19 protein-coding genes are annotated in these 19586 nt (G+C 70.4%); 15 read left to right on the top strand and 4 right to left on the bottom strand.

The genetic code is table 11. From position 1 onward, the window contains the following. Positions 1 to 87: 87 nt before the first annotated feature. Positions 88 to 651, top strand: a complete 564-nt coding sequence (locus GT755_RS13670; RefSeq protein WP_161480114.1) for an NADPH-dependent FMN reductase — start codon at positions 88 to 90, stop codon at positions 649 to 651. Here GT755_RS13670 and GT755_RS13665 read toward each other — a convergent pair. The 4 genes from GT755_RS13665 to bldD form a co-directional block, all read right to left on the bottom strand. After that, complete coding sequence (locus GT755_RS13665) at positions 648 to 1523, bottom strand: universal stress protein (RefSeq protein ID WP_161480113.1); 876 nt, start codon at positions 1521 to 1523, stop codon at positions 648 to 650. The genes GT755_RS13670 and GT755_RS13665 overlap by 4 nt on opposite strands. Before the next feature lie 6 nt (positions 1524 to 1529). Continuing rightward, positions 1530 to 2753, bottom strand: coding sequence for an arginine deiminase (locus tag GT755_RS13660; RefSeq protein ID WP_161480112.1), 1224 nt, complete (start codon positions 2751 to 2753; stop codon positions 1530 to 1532). A gap of 37 nt (positions 2754 to 2790) precedes the next feature. Further along, positions 2791 to 3015: a DUF3040 domain-containing protein gene (locus GT755_RS13655; protein WP_161480111.1), complete on the bottom strand. Its 225-nt coding sequence runs from the start codon at positions 3013 to 3015 to the stop codon at positions 2791 to 2793. Positions 3016 to 3118: 103 nt separating this feature from the next. Next, a complete protein-coding gene (gene bldD / locus GT755_RS13650) occupies positions 3119 to 3613 on the bottom strand; it encodes a transcriptional regulator BldD (RefSeq protein ID WP_030450384.1) in 495 nt (164 codons plus the stop codon). A gap of 390 nt (positions 3614 to 4003) precedes the next feature. On the opposite strand from bldD, the gene pyrR reads away from it, so the two are divergent. The 14 genes from pyrR to metK all read left to right on the top strand — a co-directional run bounded on the left by pyrR (position 4004) and on the right by metK (position 19541). Further along, positions 4004 to 4564, top strand: a complete 561-nt coding sequence (pyrR, locus tag GT755_RS13645; RefSeq protein ID WP_030450383.1) for a bifunctional pyr operon transcriptional regulator/uracil phosphoribosyltransferase PyrR — start codon at positions 4004 to 4006, stop codon at positions 4562 to 4564. Continuing rightward, positions 4561 to 5475 carry an aspartate carbamoyltransferase catalytic subunit gene (locus GT755_RS13640; protein ID WP_161480110.1) on the top strand — a complete coding sequence of 305 codons (915 nt, stop codon included), beginning with the start codon at positions 4561 to 4563 and terminating at the stop codon, positions 5473 to 5475. The genes pyrR and GT755_RS13640 overlap by 4 nt, the downstream gene beginning before the upstream one ends. Then, complete coding sequence (locus tag GT755_RS13635) at positions 5472 to 6761, top strand: dihydroorotase (protein ID WP_161480109.1); 1290 nt, start codon at positions 5472 to 5474, stop codon at positions 6759 to 6761. Before GT755_RS13640 ends, GT755_RS13635 begins: the two co-directional genes overlap by 4 nt. Beyond that, entirely contained in the window at positions 6758 to 7861 is a 1104-nt protein-coding gene (carA, locus tag GT755_RS13630; RefSeq protein WP_161480108.1) for a glutamine-hydrolyzing carbamoyl-phosphate synthase small subunit, read from the top strand. Before GT755_RS13635 ends, carA begins: the two co-directional genes overlap by 4 nt. Beyond that, positions 7854 to 11132 carry a carbamoyl-phosphate synthase large subunit gene (gene carB / locus GT755_RS13625; RefSeq protein WP_161480107.1) on the top strand — a complete coding sequence of 1093 codons (3279 nt, stop codon included), beginning with the start codon at positions 7854 to 7856 and terminating at the stop codon, positions 11130 to 11132. Before carA ends, carB begins: the two co-directional genes overlap by 8 nt. Positions 11133 to 11188: 56 nt before the next feature. Continuing rightward, complete coding sequence (locus tag GT755_RS13620) at positions 11189 to 12007, top strand: dihydroorotate dehydrogenase electron transfer subunit (RefSeq protein ID WP_161480606.1); 819 nt, start codon at positions 11189 to 11191, stop codon at positions 12005 to 12007. Continuing rightward, a complete protein-coding gene (locus GT755_RS13615; protein ID WP_328794336.1) occupies positions 11997 to 12956 on the top strand; it encodes a dihydroorotate dehydrogenase in 960 nt (319 codons plus the stop codon). Before GT755_RS13620 ends, GT755_RS13615 begins: the two co-directional genes overlap by 11 nt. Next, a complete protein-coding gene (gene pyrF, locus GT755_RS13610; RefSeq protein ID WP_161480106.1) occupies positions 12953 to 13657 on the top strand; it encodes an orotidine-5'-phosphate decarboxylase in 705 nt (234 codons plus the stop codon). The genes GT755_RS13615 and pyrF overlap by 4 nt, the downstream gene beginning before the upstream one ends. A 161-nt stretch (positions 13658 to 13818) precedes the next feature. Beyond that, positions 13819 to 14142: an integration host factor, actinobacterial type gene (gene mihF / locus GT755_RS13605; RefSeq protein ID WP_030450375.1), complete on the top strand. Its 324-nt coding sequence runs from the start codon at positions 13819 to 13821 to the stop codon at positions 14140 to 14142. 148 nt (positions 14143 to 14290) lie between these two features. Then, a complete protein-coding gene (gene gmk / locus GT755_RS13600) occupies positions 14291 to 14854 on the top strand; it encodes a guanylate kinase (RefSeq protein WP_161480105.1) in 564 nt (187 codons plus the stop codon). Between the two features lie 12 nt (positions 14855 to 14866). Further along, positions 14867 to 15136 carry a DNA-directed RNA polymerase subunit omega gene (gene rpoZ / locus GT755_RS13595; RefSeq protein ID WP_030450373.1) on the top strand — a complete coding sequence of 90 codons (270 nt, stop codon included), beginning with the start codon at positions 14867 to 14869 and terminating at the stop codon, positions 15134 to 15136. Positions 15137 to 16635: 1499 nt separating this feature from the next. Then, positions 16636 to 17835 (top strand): bifunctional phosphopantothenoylcysteine decarboxylase/phosphopantothenate--cysteine ligase CoaBC, encoded by a 1200-nt coding sequence (gene coaBC, locus GT755_RS13590; RefSeq protein ID WP_161480104.1) that lies wholly within the window; start codon positions 16636 to 16638, stop codon positions 17833 to 17835. A gap of 71 nt (positions 17836 to 17906) precedes the next feature. Next, entirely contained in the window at positions 17907 to 18263 is a 357-nt protein-coding gene (locus GT755_RS13585) for a hypothetical protein (RefSeq protein ID WP_161480103.1), read from the top strand. A gap of 90 nt (positions 18264 to 18353) precedes the next feature. Continuing rightward, the gene (gene metK, locus GT755_RS13580) at positions 18354 to 19541 is read left to right on the top strand and encodes a methionine adenosyltransferase (protein ID WP_030450370.1); all 1188 of its coding nucleotides are present in this window, start codon (positions 18354 to 18356) and stop codon (positions 19539 to 19541) included. The last annotated feature ends 45 nt before the right edge of the window (positions 19542 to 19586 follow it).

The raw sequence follows: 19586 nt of genomic DNA, 5'->3' as shown, positions 1-19586 counted from the left end.
ACCGGTTACCGCCGTGTACTCAGTACTCATCAGTTACTGAGCAGGTGGCGAGCATGATCGCCGCCTTCGGCGAGAGGACCTCTCCCCATGACCCGCATCGGCATCATCCTCGGCAGCACCCGGCCCGGCCGCAACGGCGAGCAGGTCGCCCGATGGGTGTACGAACACGCGTCCCAGCGCACCGACGCCACGTTCGAGATCATCGACCTGCTCGACTACCCGCTCCCGCACTTCGACGAGCCCATCTCCCCGCTGATGGGCCAGTACAAGAACGACCACACCAAGGCGTGGGCGGCGAAGATCGCCTCCTACGACGGCTTCGTCATGGTGACGCCCGAGTACAACCACTCGACCTCGGGCGTGCTGAAGAACGCCATCGACTACCTGTTCGCCGAATGGAACAACAAGGCGTTCGGCGTCGTCTCCTACGGGGGTGTGGGCGGCGCGCGGGCGGCCGAGCACCTGCGGCTGATCGGCGGGGAGCTCAAGCTCGCCGACGTGCGGACCAACGTGGCGCTGTCGATGTTCACCGACTTCGTCGACTTCACCAAGCTGAACGCCAGCGACTACCAGGTCGCGACGCTGACCACCATGCTCGACGAGATCGTCGCCTGGAGCGGGGCGCTGGCGCACCTGCGGCAGGCGAGCTAGCCGGCCGCCGCGCGGGGGAGGACCACCACCGGGCAGGGAGCGGCCCGGAGGACCTTCAGCGACATGTCGCCGACGAACACGCGGCGCAGGGGGCCGGCCGAGCTCGACCCGCAGACCAGCAGCTCGCCCGGGGTCCAGTCGGTCCCGGCCAGCGCCTCGGAGGCGTCCGGGGCGGCCAGCACCTCGGTGGTGACGCCCCGGGGGAGGGCGGCGGTGCGACGGGGGCTGCGGACCGCCGCGCGCAGGGCGTGTTCGTAGCGGGCGCGGACCTGCTCCAGGACGTCTTCGGGCACCTGGGGGGCAATCGGCAGCACGGTGATCAGGCGGAGGGGGAGCTGCAGCGTCCCGGCCGCCCTGATCGCCAGCAGCAGGGCGTCCTCGCAGGCGTGGGACTTGTCGTAGCCGAACGTGATGCGGTCCAGGGCGGCCGGGGGATCGGCCGCGTAGCCCTGCGGGGCGAGGCACACGGGGGTGTGGCTGCTGTGCAGGAGCTGGTCGGCGGTGCTGCCGACGGCGATCCGGCCGACGGGGCCGTGGGGGGCCGAGCCGATGACGATCAGGTCGCAGGTCTCCTGCGCCGACAGCCGGTTGAGCCCCAGGCCCGCGCTGCGGTGCACGGTGGAGACCGCCTCGGCGTCGTCCAGGCCGGCCTCCCGCGCGGCCTTCTCGGCCAGGCTCAGGGCCGCCGACTCCCGTGACAGCAGATAGGCCCGCCACTCGGCGTCGGCCTTCGCCGGGCCGGGCGTCTCCCACACCGCCGGGCGCACGACCGCCACCCTCACATGGCCGCCGAGGGTGCGCGCGAAGACACCCGCCAGCGCCAGGGCGTCCTGGCCCCCCGAGTCGGGGACGAAGCCGGTGACGATGTTCATGCCCGCTCAGATCCCGTCGCGCAGCAGCGGGCAGCTCATGCAGCGCGGGCCGCCCCGGCCGCGGCCGAGTTCGCTGCCCCTGATCGTGACGACCTCGATGCCGCTGGCGCGCAGGAAGTTGTTCGTGGTCGTGTTGCGCTCGTAGCCGATGACCACGCCGGGTTCGACGGCCAGCACGTTGCAGCCGTCGTCCCACTGCTCGCGTTCGGCGGCGTGCACGTCCTGGGTCGGGGTCAGCACCCGGATGTCGTCGAGGCCGATGGCGCGGGCGATGGCGCGGTGCATGTCCTCGGGCGCGTGGTCGGTGACCTTCAGCTCCTTCTCGGTGTCGCCGGGTTCGATGGTGTACGAGGGCAGCATGCCCAGCCCTGCGTACTTGGTGAACACCCCGACGTCCACGTTGGTCATCACCGTGTCGAGGTGCATGAATGCGCGGGCCTGCGGCAGCCGCAGGGCCACGATCACCGAGGCCGAACCGGCCGCGAACAGGTTCTTGGCGAGCATCTCGATCGCCTGCGGCTGGGTGCGCTCGCTCATCCCGACCAGCACGGCCCCCCGCCCGAGCACCAGGACGTCGCCGCCCTCGATCGTGGCGGGCGCCATGGACGTGCCGGGATACCAGACCCCGAACCGCTCCTCGGCGAACATCGGGTGGAAGCGGTAGACCGCCTCCATGTTGACCGTCTCGCGGCGCCGGGCCCGTTTGCGCATGGCGTTGACCGAGACGCCGTCGTAGATCCAGCACGACGTGTCGCGCGTGTAGAGGTGGTTGGGCAGCGGTGGCAGGACGAAGTCGTCGAGGTCGAGGGAGTGGAAGAACAGCGACTTGGGGTCGCAGCCGAGGTCGAGGGCCTCGCGTCTGGTCAGCCCGCCGGTCAGGTGGGAGGCCAGGTCGGCGGCCGACAGGGAGTCGAGGGTGTTGCGGATCGCGTCGGCCGCCATCGGGCCGTAGAACCGCTCCTCCACGCTGCCGTCGAGGATGTGCTTGCGGGCCTCGGGGATCTCGGCGGTCTCGCGCAGCAGGTCGTGCAGCAGGGTGACCCGCACGCCGCGCTCGCGCAGGACCCGCTGGAACTCCTCGTGCTCCTCGACGGCCCGCGCGACCCAGAGCACGTCGTCGAAGAGCAGATCGGCCATGTTGGTGGGGGTGAGCCGCTTCAGCGCCAGGTCGGGGGCGTGCAGCAGCACGTGGTGCAGGCGCCCGACCTCGGAGGCGACGGTGAACGTCATGCTCGGCGACCTGCCCGGCACCAAATCTGGTCAAACGCTAGTTGATCGCCATAAGGGGCATCAAAAACGCGGTAATCAGCACGATTCCGGCCACGGCCATGGCGGGACGGCCGGTCATGAAGGCGGGGAGGATGGGGACCTCCCGCTCCGCGGGGGCGCCGTTGCCGTGTTCGGCGAGGTCCTGGGCGAGCTGGGGGTCGCTCCGGCGGAAGTGCCGCGCGATCTCGTCGAGAGCACGCCGCTCGGCCCGGGACAGCCTCATGTGATCTTCCTCCACTTGGGGAAACCGTGAAGGAAGTTTTAGCGTTGTTTGTCCGAAATGGCCAGCGCGATCACCCCGGCACGCGGAAGGGGTGATCGCTGGGTCAGAACGACTCGACGGCGCGGCGGGCCTCGGCGTCGAGCACGCCCCAGGCGATGAACTCCTCCGTCAGCTCGGCCGGGGACCGGTCGTAGATGACGGCCAGGGAGCGCAGGTCCTCCTGGCGGATGCTCAGCACCTTGCCGTTGTAGTCGCCACGCTGCGACTGGATCGTCTGCGCGTAGCGGGCAAGCGGGCCGGCCTTGTCCTTCGGCAACTGGCCAAGACGCTCAAGGTCGATCACGAGCTTCGGCGTGGGCAGCAGCGGGGAGGGCGCGGTGCCCCCGGGAAGCAGCTCGGACACCGGCACCCCGTAGAAATCGGCCAGTTCGGCGAGCTTCTGCACGGTCACCGCACGGTCGCCACGCTCGTAGGAGCCCACCACGACGGCCTTCCAGCGACCGCGGGACTTCTCCTCCACCCCGTGCAGCGACAACCCCTGCTGTGTTCGGATCGCGCGCAGCCGCGCGCCAAGCGACTTGGCGTAGTCAGACGGCATCGTTTGGGCCCCCGGCTTTCTATGTCTGTTCTTACTTGATTGTGTGCCCACGTCCCGTATGCCCGGTTCACCGGGTGCGGCACCTGGGGGCAGGTACCAACGGTGACCGTTGCGTCGGGTTTTACCCAGGAAGGTCGAGAGTTGTGGTTACGGACAGTGACGGTAAAGCCGTCACAGTCAAAGGTCAAGTCGATTGGGAAAAGATGGCGAAACCGTGCTCTCGGCGAGAACCGAGCATCCTTCGGATTTCGGGCGCTCCGTGCCGGTCGGCCTCCTACCTGCCATGGGACCCGTCCCCGCTGGCAGTGGTAGGGGGCCTGGTAGGGTTTCGGTGGCCAGACACCCTTTTAAGACCCGTCCCGTGAGGCGGGAAAGGCGGTGAACTTTCCGATGACGCATGCCCAAAATCAGGTCGCCAGGGCAGTGCTCGAAGGGCCGGACATCCACCGGGCCCTCACCCGGATAGCCCACGAGATCCTCGAACGGACCCGCGGCGCCTCCGACGTCGTCCTTCTCGGCATCCCCACCCGCGGTGCCACCCTCGCCCATCGCCTGGCCGAGCGCGTGGCCCAGTTCGAGGGCGTGAAGGTCCCGGTCGGCTCGATCGACATCACCATGTACCGCGACGACCTCCGCCTCGGCCCGGCCCGGCCCCTCGGGAAGACCGACGTCCCGGCCGGGGGGATCGACGGCCGGACCGTCGTCCTGGTCGACGACGTGCTCTTCTCCGGCCGTACGGTCAGGGCCGCCCTCGACGCGCTGGGCGACATCGGCCGCCCGAAGGCCGTGCAGCTCGCCACCCTGGTCGACCGGGGCCACCGCGAGCTGCCCATCCGCGCCGACTACGTCGGCAAGAACCTGCCGACCGCCAAGAGCGAGAAGGTCAAGGTCCTGCTCTCCGAGATCGACGGCCGCGACGCCGTCGAGCTGCTGAAGGGAGCCGACAGGTGAAGCACCTGATCTCCGCCGGAGACCTCTCCCGCGACGAGGCCCTGCTCATCCTCGACACCGCCGAGGAACTGGCCCGCGTCTCCGAGCGCTCCATCAAGAAGCTGCCGACCCTGCGCGGCCGGACCGTCGTCAACCTCTTCTTCGAGGACTCCACCCGGACCCGGATCTCGTTCGAGGCCGCCGCCAAGCGACTGTCGGCCGACGTGATCAACTTCTCGGCGAAGGGGTCGAGCGTCTCCAAGGGCGAGTCGCTCAAGGACACCGCGCTGACCCTGGAGGCGATGGGCGCCGACGCCGTGGTCATCCGCCACGGCGCCTCCGGCGCGCCCCACCGGCTCGCCAACTGGGTGCGCGGCAGCGTGCTGAACGCCGGCGACGGCACCCACGAGCACCCCACGCAGGCGCTCCTCGACGCTTTCTCGATGCGGCAGCGCCTGGGCCGCCTGGAGGGCCTCAAGGTCGCCATCGTGGGCGACGTCCTGCACAGCAGGGTCGCCCGGTCCAACGTCCTGCTGCTGTCGACCCTCGGCGCCGAGGTGACCCTGGTCGCCCCGCCGACGCTGCTGCCGGTCTCGGTGGAGCGCTGGCCGTGCCAGGTGTCCTACGACCTCGACGCCGTCCTGCCCAAGGCCGACGTCGTGATGATGCTGCGCGTGCAGCTCGAACGCATGAACGCGGCCTACTTCCCCAGCGCGCGCGAGTACAGCCGCCGCTACGGCCTCGACCGCGACCGCTTCGCCAAGCTCCACGACGACGCGATCGTGATGCACCCCGGGCCGATGAACCGCGGCATGGAGATCTCCGCCGAGGTGGCCGACTCCCCCCGCTCGACCATCGTCGAGCAGGTCGGCAACGGGGTGACCGTGCGGATGGCCGCGCTCTACCTGCTCATCGGAGGCGAGAACCAGTGATCGTGATCAGGAACGCCCGCATCCTGGGCGGCGAGCCGCGCGACATCCTCATCGCGAACGGGCTGATCTCCGAGATCGGCGCCGGGCTCGGCGGCGACACCGTCATCGAGGCCGACGGGCTCATCGCCCTGCCGGGCCTCGTCGACCTCCACACCCACCTGCGCGAGCCCGGCCGCGAAGACGCCGAGACCGTCGAGACCGGCACCCGCGCCGCCGCCATGGGCGGCTTCACCGCCGTCCACGCGATGGCCAACACCTCGCCCGTCGCCGACACGGCCGGCGTGGTCGAGCAGGTCTGGCGGCGCGGCCAGGAGGCCGGCCACTGCGACGTCCACCCCGTCGGGGCGGTGACCAGCGGCCTGGAGGGCAAGCACCTGGCCGAGCTCGGCGCGATGGCCGACTCCCAGGCCCGCGTGCGGGTGTTCTCCGACGACGGCAAGTGCGTCAGCGACGCCGTGCTGATGCGCCGGGCGCTGGAATACGTGAAGGCCTTCGACGGGGTGGTGGCCCAGCACGCCCAGGAGCCGCGCCTGACCGAGGGCGCGCAGCTCAACGAGGGCGAGGTCTCGGGGCGGCTCGGGCTCACCGGATGGCCGGCGGTCGCCGAGGAGGCGATCATCGCGCGTGACTGCCTGCTGGCCGCCCACGTCGGGTCGCGGCTGCACGTCTGCCACGTGTCGACCGCGGGTTCGGTCGAGATCATCCGGTGGGCCAAGTCCAAGGGCTGGAACGTGACCGCCGAGGTCACCCCCCACCACCTGCTGCTGACCGACTCGTGCGCCGAGGCGTCGCCGGTCGGGCCGTACAACCCGATCTACAAGGTCAACCCGCCGCTGCGCACGCAGGAGGACGTGACCGCCCTGCGCGAGGCCCTCGCCGACGGCACGATCGACTGCGTCGCGACCGACCACGCGCCCCACCCGGTGGAGGACAAGGAGACCGAGTGGGCCGCGGCGGCCATGGGCATGATCGGCCTGGAGACGGCGCTCAGCGTCGTCCAGGAGGCCATGGTCGAGACCGGCCTGCTCGACTGGGCCGGCGTCGCCGACCGCATGTCGGTCCGCCCCGCGCGCATCGGCCGCCTCTCGGGCCAGGGCCTGCCGCTCGAGGTGGGCGCGCCCGCGAACATCACCCTGTACGACCCGGCGGTCCGCACCCCGGTCGACCCGACGGCGATGGTGTCCCGCAGCCGCAACACGCCCTATGAGGGCCTCACCCTGCCCGGCCGCGTCGTCGCGACCATCCTGCGGGGCCGCCCTACCGTTCTTGATGGGAAACTCGTATGACCGCGATCTTGGTACTTGAGGACGGACGCGTCTTCGAAGGCGTTCCCTACGGCGCCGTCGGGGAGACGTTCGGGGAGATGGTCTTCAACACCGGCATGACCGGTTACCAGGAGACCCTCACCGACCCCTCCTACCACCGTCAGATCGTCGCGATGACCGCGCCGCACATCGGCAACACCGGCGTCAACGACGAAGACCCCGAGTCGGGCCGCGTCTGGGTCGCCGGGTACGTCGTCCGCGAACCCGCCCGCGTCCACTCCAACTGGCGCGCCAACCGGTCGCTCGACGACTACCTGCGCGAGCAGGGCGTGGTCGGGATCGCCATGCGCGGCACCCGCGCCCTCACCCGCCACCTGCGCGAGCGGGGCGCCATGCGGGCCGGCATCTTCTCGGGCGACGCGCTGCCCCCCGTACCGGACCTGGTCGAGAAGGTGCGGCGCAGCCCCGAGATGACCGGAGCCGACCTCGCGGCCGAGGTCGCGACGACCGAGGCCTACGTGGTCCCGGCGATCGGCGAGAAGCGGTTCACCGTCGCCGCCGTCGACCTCGGCATCAAGGGCATGACGCCCCACCGCATGGCCGAGCGCGGCTGCGAGGTGCACGTGCTCCCGGCCACGGTGACGGCCGAGGAGATCCTCGCCCTCGACCCCGACGGGGTGTTCTTCTCCAACGGGCCCGGCGACCCCGGGGCCGCCGACCACGCCGTCGCCGTGCTGCGGGGCGTGCTCGACGCCGGGAAGCCGTTCTTCGGCATCTGCTTCGGCAACCAGATCCTCGGCCGCGCGCTGGGGCTCGGGACCTACAAGCTCCGCTACGGCCACCGCGGCGTCAACCAGCCCGTCCAGGACCGGCGGACCGGCAAGGTCGAGATCAGCGCCCACAACCACGGCTTCGCCGTCGACGCCCCGCTCGACGGCCCCTTCGACACCCCCTACGGGCGGGCCGAAGTCAGCCACGTCAACCTGAACGACGACTGTGTCGAGGGCCTGCGCCTGCTCGACCGGCCGGTGTTCAGCGTGCAGTACCACCCCGAGGCGGCCGCCGGACCCCACGACGCGGCCTACCTGTTCGACGAGTTCTGTGAGGTCATGGGTGCCTAAGCGGACGGATATCCAGTCGATCATGGTGATCGGCTCCGGGCCGATCGTGATCGGGCAGGCCTGCGAGTTCGACTACTCGGGCACCCAGGCCTGCCGCGTGCTGCGCGCCGAGGGCTTCCGGGTGATCCTGGTCAACTCCAACCCGGCCACGATCATGACCGATCCGGAGTTCGCCGACGCCACGTACGTCGAGCCGATCACCCCGGACATCATCGAGAAGATCATCGCCAAGGAGCGCCCCGACGCGCTGCTGCCCACCCTGGGCGGCCAGACCGCCCTCAACGCGGCCGTCGCCCTCCACGAGAGCGGTGTGCTGACCCGCTACGACGTCGAGCTCATCGGCGCCAACTTCGACGCCATCCAGGCCGGCGAGAACCGCGAGAAGTTCAAGACGATCGTCGCCAAGGTCGCCGAGGAACACGGTCTCAACGCCGAGTCGGCCCGCAGCGTCATCTGCCACACCATGGACGAGTGCCTGGCGGGCGCCGAGAAACTGGGCTACCCCGTGGTGGTCCGGCCGTCGTTCACGATGGGCGGCGCCGGGTCCGGGTTCGCCCACGACGAGGCCGACCTGCGGCGCATCGCCGGGGCCGGGCTCGACGCCTCGCCGACCACCGAGGTCCTCCTTGAGGAGTCGATCCTCGGCTGGAAGGAGTTCGAGCTGGAGGTGATGCGCGACCGGGCGGACAACGTCGTCATCGTCTGCTCCATTGAGAACATCGACCCGATGGGCGTGCACACCGGCGACTCGGTCACCGTCGCGCCCGCGATGACGCTGACCGACCGCGAATACCAGAACATGCGCGACGTCGCCATCGCGGTCATCCGCGAGGTCGGCGTCGACACCGGCGGCTGCAACATCCAGTTCGCCGTCGACCCCGCCACCGGCCGCATGATCGTCATCGAGATGAACCCGCGCGTCTCCCGGTCGTCGGCGCTGGCGTCCAAGGCCACCGGCTTCCCGATCGCCAAGATCGCCGCGAAGCTGGCCGTCGGCTACACGCTCGACGAGGTGCCCAACGACATCACCAAGGAGACCCCGGCCTCCTTCGAGCCGTCGCTCGACTACGTGGTCGTCAAGGTGCCGAGGTTCGCGTTCGAGAAGTTCGCCGGGGCCGACCAGACCCTCACCACCCACATGAAGTCGGTAGGCGAGGCGATGGCCATCGGCCGCTCCTTCCCCGAGGCGCTGCAGAAGGCGCTGCGCTCCCTGGAGAAGAAGGACTCCCAGTTCTCCTGGACGGGTCCCGTCGCCTCCAAGGAGTCCTTGATCGCCAGGATGCGGATCCCGCACGACGGCCGCCTGCGGACCATCCAGCAGGCCATCCGCGCCGGGGCCACGATCGAGGAGCTCCACGACGCCACCAAGGTCGACCCGTGGTTCCTCGACCAGCTCTTCCTGATCCACGAGGTCGCCGAGAGCATCACCGAGTTCGACGGGCCCACGCTGAAGAGGGCCAAGGAGCACGGCTTCTCCGACGTCCAGATCGGCGAGATCCTCGGCCTCGACGAGGTCCGGGTCCGCGACCTGCGGCACGCCCTCGGGCTGCGGCCGGTCTACAACACGGTCGACACCTGCGCGGCGGAGTTCGCGGCCAAGACCCCCTACCTCTACTCCACCTACGACGAGGAGACCGAGGTCCCGTCGGGCGACCGGCCAAAGGTGATCATCCTCGGCAGCGGGCCGAACCGCATCGGGCAGGGCATCGAGTTCGACTACGCGTGCGTGCACGCCTCGTTCGAGCTGGCCGCGGCCGGGTTCGAGACCGTCATGGTCAACTGCAACCCCGAGACCGTCTCGACCGACTATGACACCTCCGACCGGCTCTACTTCGAGCCGCTCACCCTGGAGGACGTGCTGGAGGTCGTGCACGCCGAGCAGGCCACCGGTCCCGTCGCGGGCGTCATCGTGCAGCTCGGCGGCCAGACCCCGCTGGGCCTGGCCCAGGCGCTCAAGGACGCCGGGGTGCCGGTCGTCGGCACGCCGCCCGAGAGCATCCACCTCGCCGAGGAGCGCGGCGCGTTCGGCCGGGTGCTGGCCGAGGCCGGCCTGCCCGCCCCGCGCCACGGCACCGCCCTGTCCGTGGACGAGGCCCGCACCATCGCCGAGGAGATCGGCTACCCGGTGCTCGTGCGGCCCAGCTACGTCCTGGGCGGCGCCGGCATGGCCATCGTGTACGACGACGACACGCTCACGACGTACATGGGCAAGGCCGCGACCGACCACCCGGTGCTCATCGACAAGTTCCTCGACGACGCCATCGAGATCGACGTCGACGCCCTGTACGACGGTGAGGAGCTCTACCTCGGCGGCGTCATGGAGCACATCGAGGAGGCCGGCATCCACTCCGGCGACTCGGCCTGCGCGCTGCCCCCGATCACCCTCGGGAGCTTCGACATCAAGCGCATCCGGACCGCCACCGAGGCCATCGCCCGCGGCGTGGGCGTGCGCGGCCTGCTGAACGTCCAGTACGCCATGGCGGCCAACGTCCTGTACGTCCTGGAGGCCAACCCCAGGGCCAGCCGGACCATCCCGTTCGTCTCCAAGGCCACGGCGGTGCCGCTGGCCAAGGCGGCGGCCCGGGTGATGATGGGCGCCACCATCGCCGGCCTGCGCGAGGAGGGCATGCTGCCCGCCTCCGGCGACGGCGGCACCCTGCCGATGGACTCGCCGATCGCGGTCAAGGAGGCGGTGCTGCCGTTCGACCGGTTCCGCGGCGTCGACATCGTGCTCGGCCCCGAGATGCGCTCGACCGGCGAGGTCATGGGCGTGGACGCCGGGTTCGGCTCGGCCTACGCCAAGTCGCAGCAGGCGGCCTACGGCGGCCTGCCCACCAAGGGCAGGGCGTTCGTGTCGGTCGCCAACAAGGACAAGCGGGCGATGATCTTCCCGGTCAAGGCGCTGGCCGAGCTCGGCTTCGAGATCCTGGCGACGGAGGGTACGGCCGAGGTGCTGCGCCGTAACGGCGTCCATGCCAAGATCGTGCGAAAGCAGAGCGACGGTCCGGGCGCCGACGGCGAGCCGACGATCGTGCGGCGCATCCTCGACGGGGAGGTGGACCTCATCGTGAACACGCCCTTCGGCAGCCCCGGCCAGTCGGGGCCGCGGCTCGACGGCTACGAGATCCGCACCGCCGCCGTGCTGCGCGGAATCGCCTGCATCACGACGGTCCAGGGTCTGGCCGCCGCGGTGCAGGGCATCCAGCACATCGTCCGCGGCGACGTGGGCGTGCGCTCGCTGCAGGAGCACGCTCAGCGCCTCAGGGGCTGACAAGGGAGTACGACGTGGCCGGGAGCCCGGTGCAGGTGACGGGGACGGTGCTGACCATGCGCCGGGTCGACGCCTACCACGCGCTGACCGTCGTCGCGCCGGGCATCGCCGACCGGTTCCGGCCCGGCCACTTCGTCACCGTCGCCGTGGGCGGACCGCGCACCTCCACCCTCACCCGCCGGGCCTTCGCCGTCCATGACGTGAAGCCCGACTACGGCGGCACCGTCGAGCTGGTCTTCACCGTGCGCGGCGCGGGCACCGCCTGGCTGGCCGACCGGCGGGCCCGCGACCCGCTCGACCTCATCGGCCCGCTCGGGCGGCCCTTCCCGCTGCCGCGCGACCCGGCCACCTGCCTGCTGGTCGGCTCGGAGTACGGCGCCGCCGCGCTGTTCGCCCTGGCCGACGCGCTGCAGCAGCGCAACTGCCGGGTCGACTTCGTGCTGGGGGCCGCCTCCTCCGACCGCGTCTTCGGGGCCCTGCGCGCCCGCCGCATGGCCGAGACGGCGACTCTCACCACCCGCGACGGCTCCCTGGGCGTACGCGGGTCGGTGGTCGACGTGCTGCCCGGAGTGATCGCCGACACGCACGCCGACGTCGTCTACGCGTGCGGGCCGATGTCCACGCTCAGCGGCGTGACCGCCGTGTGCGCCGAGTTCGACATCCCCGTCCAGGTGAGCGTCGAGGAGCTGATGGCGTGCGGGATCGGGCTCTGCATGACCTGTACCGTTCCCGTGATCGGCGACGACGGCGTGACCCGCATGACCAGGGCGTGCGTCGACGGGCCGGTCTTCCGCGGCGAGCGGGTGCGGTTCGACGACGTCGGCACGATCCCCTTCGACGCCCACGGGGCGCCGGGAGGCGACCGTGCCCGCTGACATGCGCACCTACCTGGCGCACGTCGAGCTGCCCAACCCCATCCTGACCGCCTCCGGCTGCGCCGGGACCGGCCGCGAGCTGGCCCCCTTCGCCGACGTGACCCGTCTGGGGGCCCTGACGACCCGTACGATCACGATGGCGCCCCGGGCGGGCCGTCCCACCCCCCGCATGGCCGAGACGCCCTCAGGGCTTCTCAACGCCGTCGGGCTCCAGGGGCCGGGGGTCGACGTCTTCCTGGCCCGCGAGCTGCCCTGGCTGGCCGAGCGCGGCGCCCGGACCGTCGTGTCGATCGGCGGCGGCAGCGTCGCGGAGTTCTCCGCGCTGGCCCGCAGGCTCACCGACGCCCCCGGCGTGACCGCGCTGGAGGTCAACCTGTCGTGCCCCAACGTCGAGGACCGGGGCCGCGTCTTCGCCCGCGACCCCTCGGCGGCCGGCGAGGTCGTCTCGGCGGTCCGCACCGCCGCCCGCTACGACCTGCCCGTGATCGCCAAGCTCCAGCCCGACGTGGCCGACGTGGTGGCCATCGCCAAGGCGTGCGTCGACGGCGGCGCCGAGGCCCTCTCGATGATCAACAACCCGGTCGGCATGGCCATCGACGTCGACCGCATGCGCCCGGCCCTGGCCGCCGGCACCGGCGGGTTGTCCGGCCCCGCGATCCGGCCGCTGGCCGTCAAGTGCGTCTGGCAGGTGCACGCCGCCCTGCCCGGCACCCCCGTCATCGGCATGGGGGGCGTCACGAGCGGCCGCGACGCCCTTGAGCTGGTCCTGGCCGGAGCCTGCGCGGTCGCGGTGGGTACGGTCCTGTTCCACGACCCGTACGCCGGCCACCGCGTGCTCAGAGAGCTGGAGGAACTCCTCCAGGAGCGCGGGTTCGACCGGCTCGCCGACGCGGTGGGGCTGGCCCACCGCCCGTCCCACCGCACCGACCGTGAGGAGAGTTTGCCGTGACGCCCGCACCCATCGCCGTCGCCCTGGACGCGCCCGACCTGGAGACCGCGGCCCGCTGGGCGAGCCTGGTGACCCCCCACGTCTCGACCGTCAAGGTCGGCCTGGAGCTCTATCTCCGCTACGGGCCCGACGTGATCGCCTCCGTCCGGGGGGCCAGCGGCGTGCAGGTCTTCCTCGACCTGAAGCTCCACGACATCCCCAACACCGTGGCCGGCGCCACCAAGGCCGTCGCCCGGCTCAAGCCCGCCTTCCTGACCGTCCACGCGGGCGGCGGGGCGGCCATGATCCGCGCGGCCGTCGAGTCGGCCCCCCAGACGCGCATCGCGGCCGTCACGGTGCTCACCTCGCTGTCGGAGGCCGACCTGGCCGCCATCGGCCTCCAGGGGCCGCCTCAGGACGCCGTACGCCGCCTCGCCGCCCTCGCCGTGGGCGCGGGGGCCCAGGCGCTCGTGTGCTCGCCCATGGAGGTCGCGGCCGTCCGGGCCGAGGTGGGGGAGGGCATCACCCTCATCACCCCCGGGGTGCGCCCGGCGGGCGCCGCCTCACAGGACCAGGCGCGCGTCGCGACCCCCGAGAGAGCGCTTGCCGACGGCGCCGACCTCCTCGTGATCGGGCGCCCGATCACCGGCTCGGCCGACCCCGGAGCGAGCGCCGCGGCCATCGCCGCGGCACTGAGGCGCACATCACTGTCCCGCCCCTGATGAGGCCGTTTTCGTCGACGGACAGTTAAATTGTGATTACTGCGCGTAGTTTATTTGGATTTCTTTGCTAGAAACAGGTCTTGACGTTGCCGGAAGGGGCAAGGACCAGCTAATTTCCCCTCTCGTCCGAGTACATCGACAGAAATTCGAGGTGACCCGGCGTGGCTCTTCCTCCCCTGACCCCCGAGCAGCGCGCCGCAGCACTTGAGAAGGCTGCGAAGGCCCGCAAGGAGCGTGCTGAGGTCAAGAACCGCCTCAAGCATGGCGCGGTGTCTCTTGCCGAGGTGCTCAAGGATGGGCAGACCGACGACGTCATCGGCAAGATGAAGGTCTCGGCTCTGCTTGAGTCGCTCCCTGGCGTGGGCAAGGTCCGCGCCAAGCAGCTGATGGAACGTCTTGGTATCGCCGAATCCCGCCGCGTGCGCGGACTTGGCGCCAACCAGCGTGCTTCTCTGGAGCGCGAATTCGGTGGCGCGGAAAGCTGAGGCGTACGCTTTCGGCCATCCCTCGGGATGGCCGGGGATCGCGTGACACCAGAGGGGCATTGAGTTGACCACGACGTCCTGGTCCGACGGCGGCACGGCTCACGAGGCCGAGGAAACCGGAGGGGACGGGGCGCGATACGGTGGCTCCATGCCTCTGACACGCCTGACGGTCCTGTCCGGGCCGTCCGGCGTCGGCAAGTCCACGGTCGTCGCCGAGCTCCGGCGGGCACACCCAGAGGTGTGGCTGTCGGTCTCGGTGACCACCCGGAAACCCCGCCCCGGGGAGACCCACGGGGTCGAATACTTCTTCGCCGACGACGCCGAGTTCGACCGGCTCATCGCCGACGGAGACCTGCTGGAGTGGGCCGAGTTCGCCGGCAACCGCTACGGCACCCCCCGCGTCGCCGTCGAGGAACGCCTCGCCAAGGGTGAACCCACCCTGCTCGAGATCGACCTCCAGGGCGCGCGCCAGGTCCGGGCCAGCATGCCCGAGGCCCTGCTCGTCTTCCTCGCCCCGCCGACGTGGGAAGAGCTCGAACGCCGCCTGCGCGGGCGCGGCACCGAACCGCCCGACGTGATCGCCCGCCGCCTGGAAGCCGGGCGGGTCGAGATGGCGGCCGAGAAAGAATTCGACCTGACCCTTGTCAACACGTCGGTGCAAGAGGTATGTCGGCGGCTGATAGATTTGATGGCCGACGATCCGACTAGCTAGGGGACCCCTACTGTGACCACCAGCTCCGCCTACGCCGAGGGCATCACCAACCCGTCGATCGACTCGCTGCTCGACGTGGTCGACAGCAAGTACAGCCTGGTCATCATGGGCGCCAAGCGCGCGCGTCAGATCAACGCCTACTACTCCCAGCTCGGCGAGGGCCTGCTCGAGTACGTCGGCCCGCTGGTCGAGACCCACGCCCAGGAGAAGCCGCTGTCGATCGCGCTGCGCGAGGTCTCCGAGGGCCTGCTGACGTCGGAGCCGATCGAAGGCGCTGTGTAATCTGCGCGTGCTCCGCACGCGCGGGCTCGGGCGCTTTTAGCCCGTGTCTTCCCTCGTCGCTCCGGTTCGCTTCGCTCTCCTGCGCTCCTCAGTCCAGACCCGGGCGCGCCCGAGCGGGCACCATATGACTTGGGCTTGTTGGTTGCCCTGGATGTTCTGTGTGGCCTGGGGGATGAACACTTCGTTCACCTCCGGGCCTTTTCGTTTGGTCGTGTACGTCTGGTCTCCTGCCTGAGGGATTGGGTCACTCTTCTGCGTGCGGGTCGGGCGTTGTCGAGGGTGTTGTCGGGTCGGCGTTGACCGCGCTGGTGTGCTGCATGGCGGGTGGAGCGGCCGGTCCGTCTGCTTGGTTTCCCGGGTCGGGGGATCGTGTGCTTCGCGTGTGGCCAGGCGGGAGCATGTCGGCATTGATTCGTCTGCTTGGTTTGTATGTGTGCGTGTTGCTTCGCTGGTCTGCGGTAAGGCGGGGCGAGCACGTCAGCAACGGGTCGCCCGCTTGGTTTGCTTGTGCGCGTGTTGCTTCGCTGGTCTGCGGTAAGGCGGGACGAGCGCGTCAGCAACGGGTCGCCCCTGGTTTGTTTGTGCGCGTGTTGCTTCGCTGGTCTGCGGTAAGGCGGGACGAGCGAGTCAGCAACGGGTCGCCCCTGGTTTGTTTGTGCGCGTGTTGCTTCGCTGGTCAGCGGCAAGGTGGGACGAGCACGGCAGTAAGGGTTCACTCGCTTGGTTCCCCGTAGGGCGTGTTGCTTGGGTGTTCTGTGGTGTGGCGGGTGAGCGTCCCGGCGTCGGTTCGTCCGCTTGGTTTCCTGTGCGGGGGATGGTGTTGCTTGTCTGGGGCATGTCGGGTTGCGCTGTTGGCGTCGGTTGCCGCGCTTGTTTTCCCTGATGAGCGGGCTTCTGGTGTGCGGTGTGGCTGGCCGAGCATGTCCCATCGGTTCGCCGCTTTGTTGTCCTGCGAGCATCGCGTTGCTTCGCTGGGCTGCGATATGGCGTGGACCGGCAGTGGTCGCGTCGCCTTGCTGAGTTGGTCGATCGCCCCGCAGGGGACCTGTTCAGCCGAGATTCGCCGGTTTCGCCGACGCCGGCCCGGCCGCGATCACCAGGCCGTCTTCCCGCAGTAGGCGGCGCGGTGTCGGCCGCAGGCGGCCACGCGGGTGCGGGTCGGGCGTGTTCGCACTGGTTGATCCGACTGGCCTTCCTGTGAGGGTGGCGCGTTGCTTCGACGGGTTGGGAGGCCGGCTGAGTGGTGCTCGGGTCGAAGGTGACGGGCGAATGCTTCGCGATAGGGGAAAGCGTGGGGCGGTTCGGTTTGCTTTGCTCGTTGCGGCGGGGTGTTGGCGCGGTGGTTGGCGTTGGGGGCGGTGGGGGGCCTCGGCGGTGCGGGGTGTCGGGGTGGGCGGAGCCGTAACGGAATGGAATGGGGTTCTGGGCCAGCGTGCCGAGTTGGCCGAATGCTCTGGGGGTGGCCGGAATGGTGCGGGTGGGGTCGGTAGGGTTTCTCTGTGGCGAATCGGGTGGTGTTGGGGGTTTCCGCGGGGATCGCGGTCTATAAGGCGTGTGAGCTTCTTCGGTTGTTTACCGAATCGGGGCATTCTGTCCGTGTTGTGCCTACGCGGGATGCTTTGCGGTTTGTGGGGGAGCCGACGTGGGCGGCGCTTTCCGGGAATCCCGTTTCCGCTGAGGTGTGGGATTCCGTGGAGGAGGTCCCGCATGTGCGGATCGGGCAGAGTGCCGATCTTCTCGTCGTGGCGCCCGCGACCGCCGACATCCTCGCCAAGGCCGCCCATGGGCTCGCTTCCGATCTGCTGACCAACACGTTGCTCACGGCGCGGTGCCCGGTCGTGTTCGCGCCCGCCATGCACACCGAGATGTGGGAGCATCCGGCCACCCAGGCCAACGTCGCGACCCTGCGGGCGCGTGGCGCCATCGTGATCGAGCCCGCCGTCGGGCGGCTGACCGGGGCCGACTCCGGGAAGGGGCGGCTGCCCGACCCTGCGGCGATCTTCGACGTCTGCCGCTCGGTGCTCGCGGGGGCGCCTGCTGATCTCGCGGGGCGGCGGGTGGTGGTGTCCGCCGGGGGCACCCGGGAGGCCATCGATCCCGTCCGGTTCATCGGGAACCGGTCGTCGGGGCTGCAGGGGTACGCGCTGGCGCGGGTCGCGGCCGCGCGGGGGGCCGCGGTCACGCTCGTGGCGGCCAACGTGGCGCTGCCCGACCCGGCGGGGGTGGACGTGGTCCGGGTCGAGTCGGCCCTGCAGCTCAGGGACGCCGTGATCGAGGCCGTGGCGGACGCCGACGCGGTGGTCATGGCGGCGGCCGTGGCGGACTTCCGGCCGGTCGCGCCCAGTCGTACGAAGATCAAGAAGACCGGCGACGAGCCCGAGGCCATTCATCTCACCAAGAACCCGGACATCCTGGCGGAGCTCGGAGAGCGGCGGCGGGCGGGGGAGAAGTCGCCCTCGGTGATCGTCGGGTTCGCGGCCGAGACCGACGACGTGCTGGCCAACGGGCAGGCCAAGCTCGCGCGGAAGGGCTGTGACCTGCTCGTCGTCAACCAGGTGGGCGAAAACCTCGCCTTCGGGACGCCCGACAACGCCGCGACCGTCCTGGTGGCGGGGGGAGAGCCGGTCGAGATCCCGCGCGGGCCCAAGGACGACCTCGCCCGGGTCGTCTGGGATCTGATCGCGGCACGGCTGGTGTAACGCACCGGTTCGCGGGACAAACAGGGAATGGGGCCCATAAAAGGCTCGTTTGGCCCTTGAAGGAGATGGCCATGCCCGTGTCCGCCGCGATCCGGGAACGCTGCCGCGCCCTGCTCCCGCCGGGCGAGGACCTGCGCTACGTCTTCCCGGCCCACGCCGGCGGCGACGGCTATCTCGTCGTGGTGACCGACCGGTCGATCACGGTCCTGGCCACCAAGGTGTTCGGCCGCCACGAACCCGCGTCGGTGTGGGCCCGCCATCCGCGGCGAACCCGGCTCGGTCCGGTCGCCTTCTCGCCGGGTCCCGTCATCGAGCTCGGCGGCGTGTCGTTCGAGGTCGCCGACGAGTACGTCGCCGTCGTAGGGGCGGCCGACGCCGAGGCGTTCGCACCGGGGGACCTGCCGAGGGATCCGCTACCCGACTTGTGACATGAGACGGTTTCGCGGGGGTGACGGTCGTCCGGCTACACTCAGCGAAGCCATTTAGCCGTCAGCAGCCGCTGCATGAGGAGCCACGAGTTGTCCCGTCGCCTGTTCACCTCCGAGTCGGTCACCGAGGGCCACCCCGACAAGATCGCCGACCAGATCAGTGACGCGATCCTCGACGCCATGCTCAAGGACGACCCCAAGAGCCGTGTCGCCGTCGAGACGATGATCACCACCGGCCAGGTCCACGTCGCCGGTGAGGTGACGACGGAAACCTACGTCGACATTCCCGGCGTCATCCGCGAGAAGATCCTCGAGATCGGCTACGACGCCTCCCACAAGGGATTCGACGGCGCCTCCTGCGGCGTCTCGGTCTCCATCGGCGCGCAGTCGCCCGACATCGCGCAGGGCGTCGACGACGCCATCGAGCACCGCGAGGAGCAGCAGGCCGACGACCTCGACCGCCAGGGCGCGGGCGACCAGGGCCTCATGTTCGGGTACGCCTGCCGCGAGACCCCCGAGCTGATGCCGCTGCCGATCACGCTCGCCCACCGCATGGCCCGCCGCCTGTCCGAGGTCCGCAAGAACGGCACCGTGCCCTACCTGCGCCCCGACGGCAAGACCCAGGTCACGATCGAGTACGACGGCGACAAGCCGGTCCGCCTCGACACCGTCGTCGTGTCCACCCAGCACGCTCCGGAGATCGACCTCAAGGAGATGCTGACCCCCGACATCCGCGAGCACGTCGTCGAGCCGGTCCTGGCCGACCTCGACATCGTGGTCGAGGGCTACCGCCTCCTGGTCAACCCGACCGGCCGCTTCGAGATCGGCGGCCCCATGGGCGACGCCGGCCTCACCGGCCGCAAGATCATCGTCGACACCTACGGCGGCATGGCCCGCCACGGCGGCGGCGCCTTCTCGGGCAAGGACCCGTCGAAGGTCGACCGCTCGGCCGCCTACGCCATGCGCTGGGTCGCCAAGAACATCGTCGCCGCCGGCCTCGCCGACCGCGCCGAGGTCCAGGTCGCCTACGCCATCGGCAAGGCCCAGCCCGTCGGTGTGTTCGTCGAGACCTTCGGCACCGAGACCGTCGAGATCGCCGCCATCCAGGCCGCCGTGCTCCAGGTGTTCGACCTGCGCCCGGCCGCGATCATCCGCGACCTCGACCTGCTCCGCCCGATCTACTCCGAGACCGCCGCCTACGGCCACTTCGGCCGCGACGGCTTCTCCTGGGAGTCGACCGACCGCGCCGGCGCGCTGCGCGCCGCCGCCGGTCTGTAGTTTTCCCCAGATCCCCGGGCTCCGGCCCGGGGATCTTTTGGTTGC

Origin of the sequence: Herbidospora solisilvae, assembly GCF_009901565.1 — a bacterium.
GTDB classification, from domain to species: Bacteria; Actinomycetota; Actinomycetes; order Streptosporangiales; family Streptosporangiaceae; genus Herbidospora; species Herbidospora solisilvae.
Note: the sequence above shows the minus strand (reverse complement) of the source record. Positions and strands in the feature narration are given on the sequence as shown.

What these genes read in the sequence shown, in the direction of transcription:
- GT755_RS13670 (WP_161480114.1), top strand. Translation starts at nt 88, where the DNA reads ATGACCCGCATCGGCATCATCCTCGGCAGCACCCGGCCCGGCCGCAAC.
- GT755_RS13665 (WP_161480113.1), bottom strand. Translation starts at nt 1,523, where the DNA reads ATGAACATCGTCACCGGCTTCGTCCCCGACTCGGGGGGCCAGGACGCC.
- GT755_RS13660 (WP_161480112.1), bottom strand. Translation starts at nt 2,753, where the DNA reads ATGACGTTCACCGTCGCCTCCGAGGTCGGGCGCCTGCACCACGTGCTG.
- GT755_RS13655 (WP_161480111.1), bottom strand. Translation starts at nt 3,015, where the DNA reads ATGAGGCTGTCCCGGGCCGAGCGGCGTGCTCTCGACGAGATCGCGCGG.
- bldD (WP_030450384.1), bottom strand. Translation starts at nt 3,613, where the DNA reads ATGCCGTCTGACTACGCCAAGTCGCTTGGCGCGCGGCTGCGCGCGATC.
- pyrR (WP_030450383.1), top strand. Translation starts at nt 4,004, where the DNA reads ATGACGCATGCCCAAAATCAGGTCGCCAGGGCAGTGCTCGAAGGGCCG.
- carA (WP_161480108.1), top strand. Translation starts at nt 6,758, where the DNA reads ATGACCGCGATCTTGGTACTTGAGGACGGACGCGTCTTCGAAGGCGTT.
- GT755_RS13620 (WP_161480606.1), top strand. Translation starts at nt 11,189, where the DNA reads ATGCGCCGGGTCGACGCCTACCACGCGCTGACCGTCGTCGCGCCGGGC.
- gmk (WP_161480105.1), top strand. Translation starts at nt 14,291, where the DNA reads ATGCCTCTGACACGCCTGACGGTCCTGTCCGGGCCGTCCGGCGTCGGC.
- GT755_RS13585 (WP_161480103.1), top strand. Translation starts at nt 17,907, where the DNA reads ATGCCCGTGTCCGCCGCGATCCGGGAACGCTGCCGCGCCCTGCTCCCG.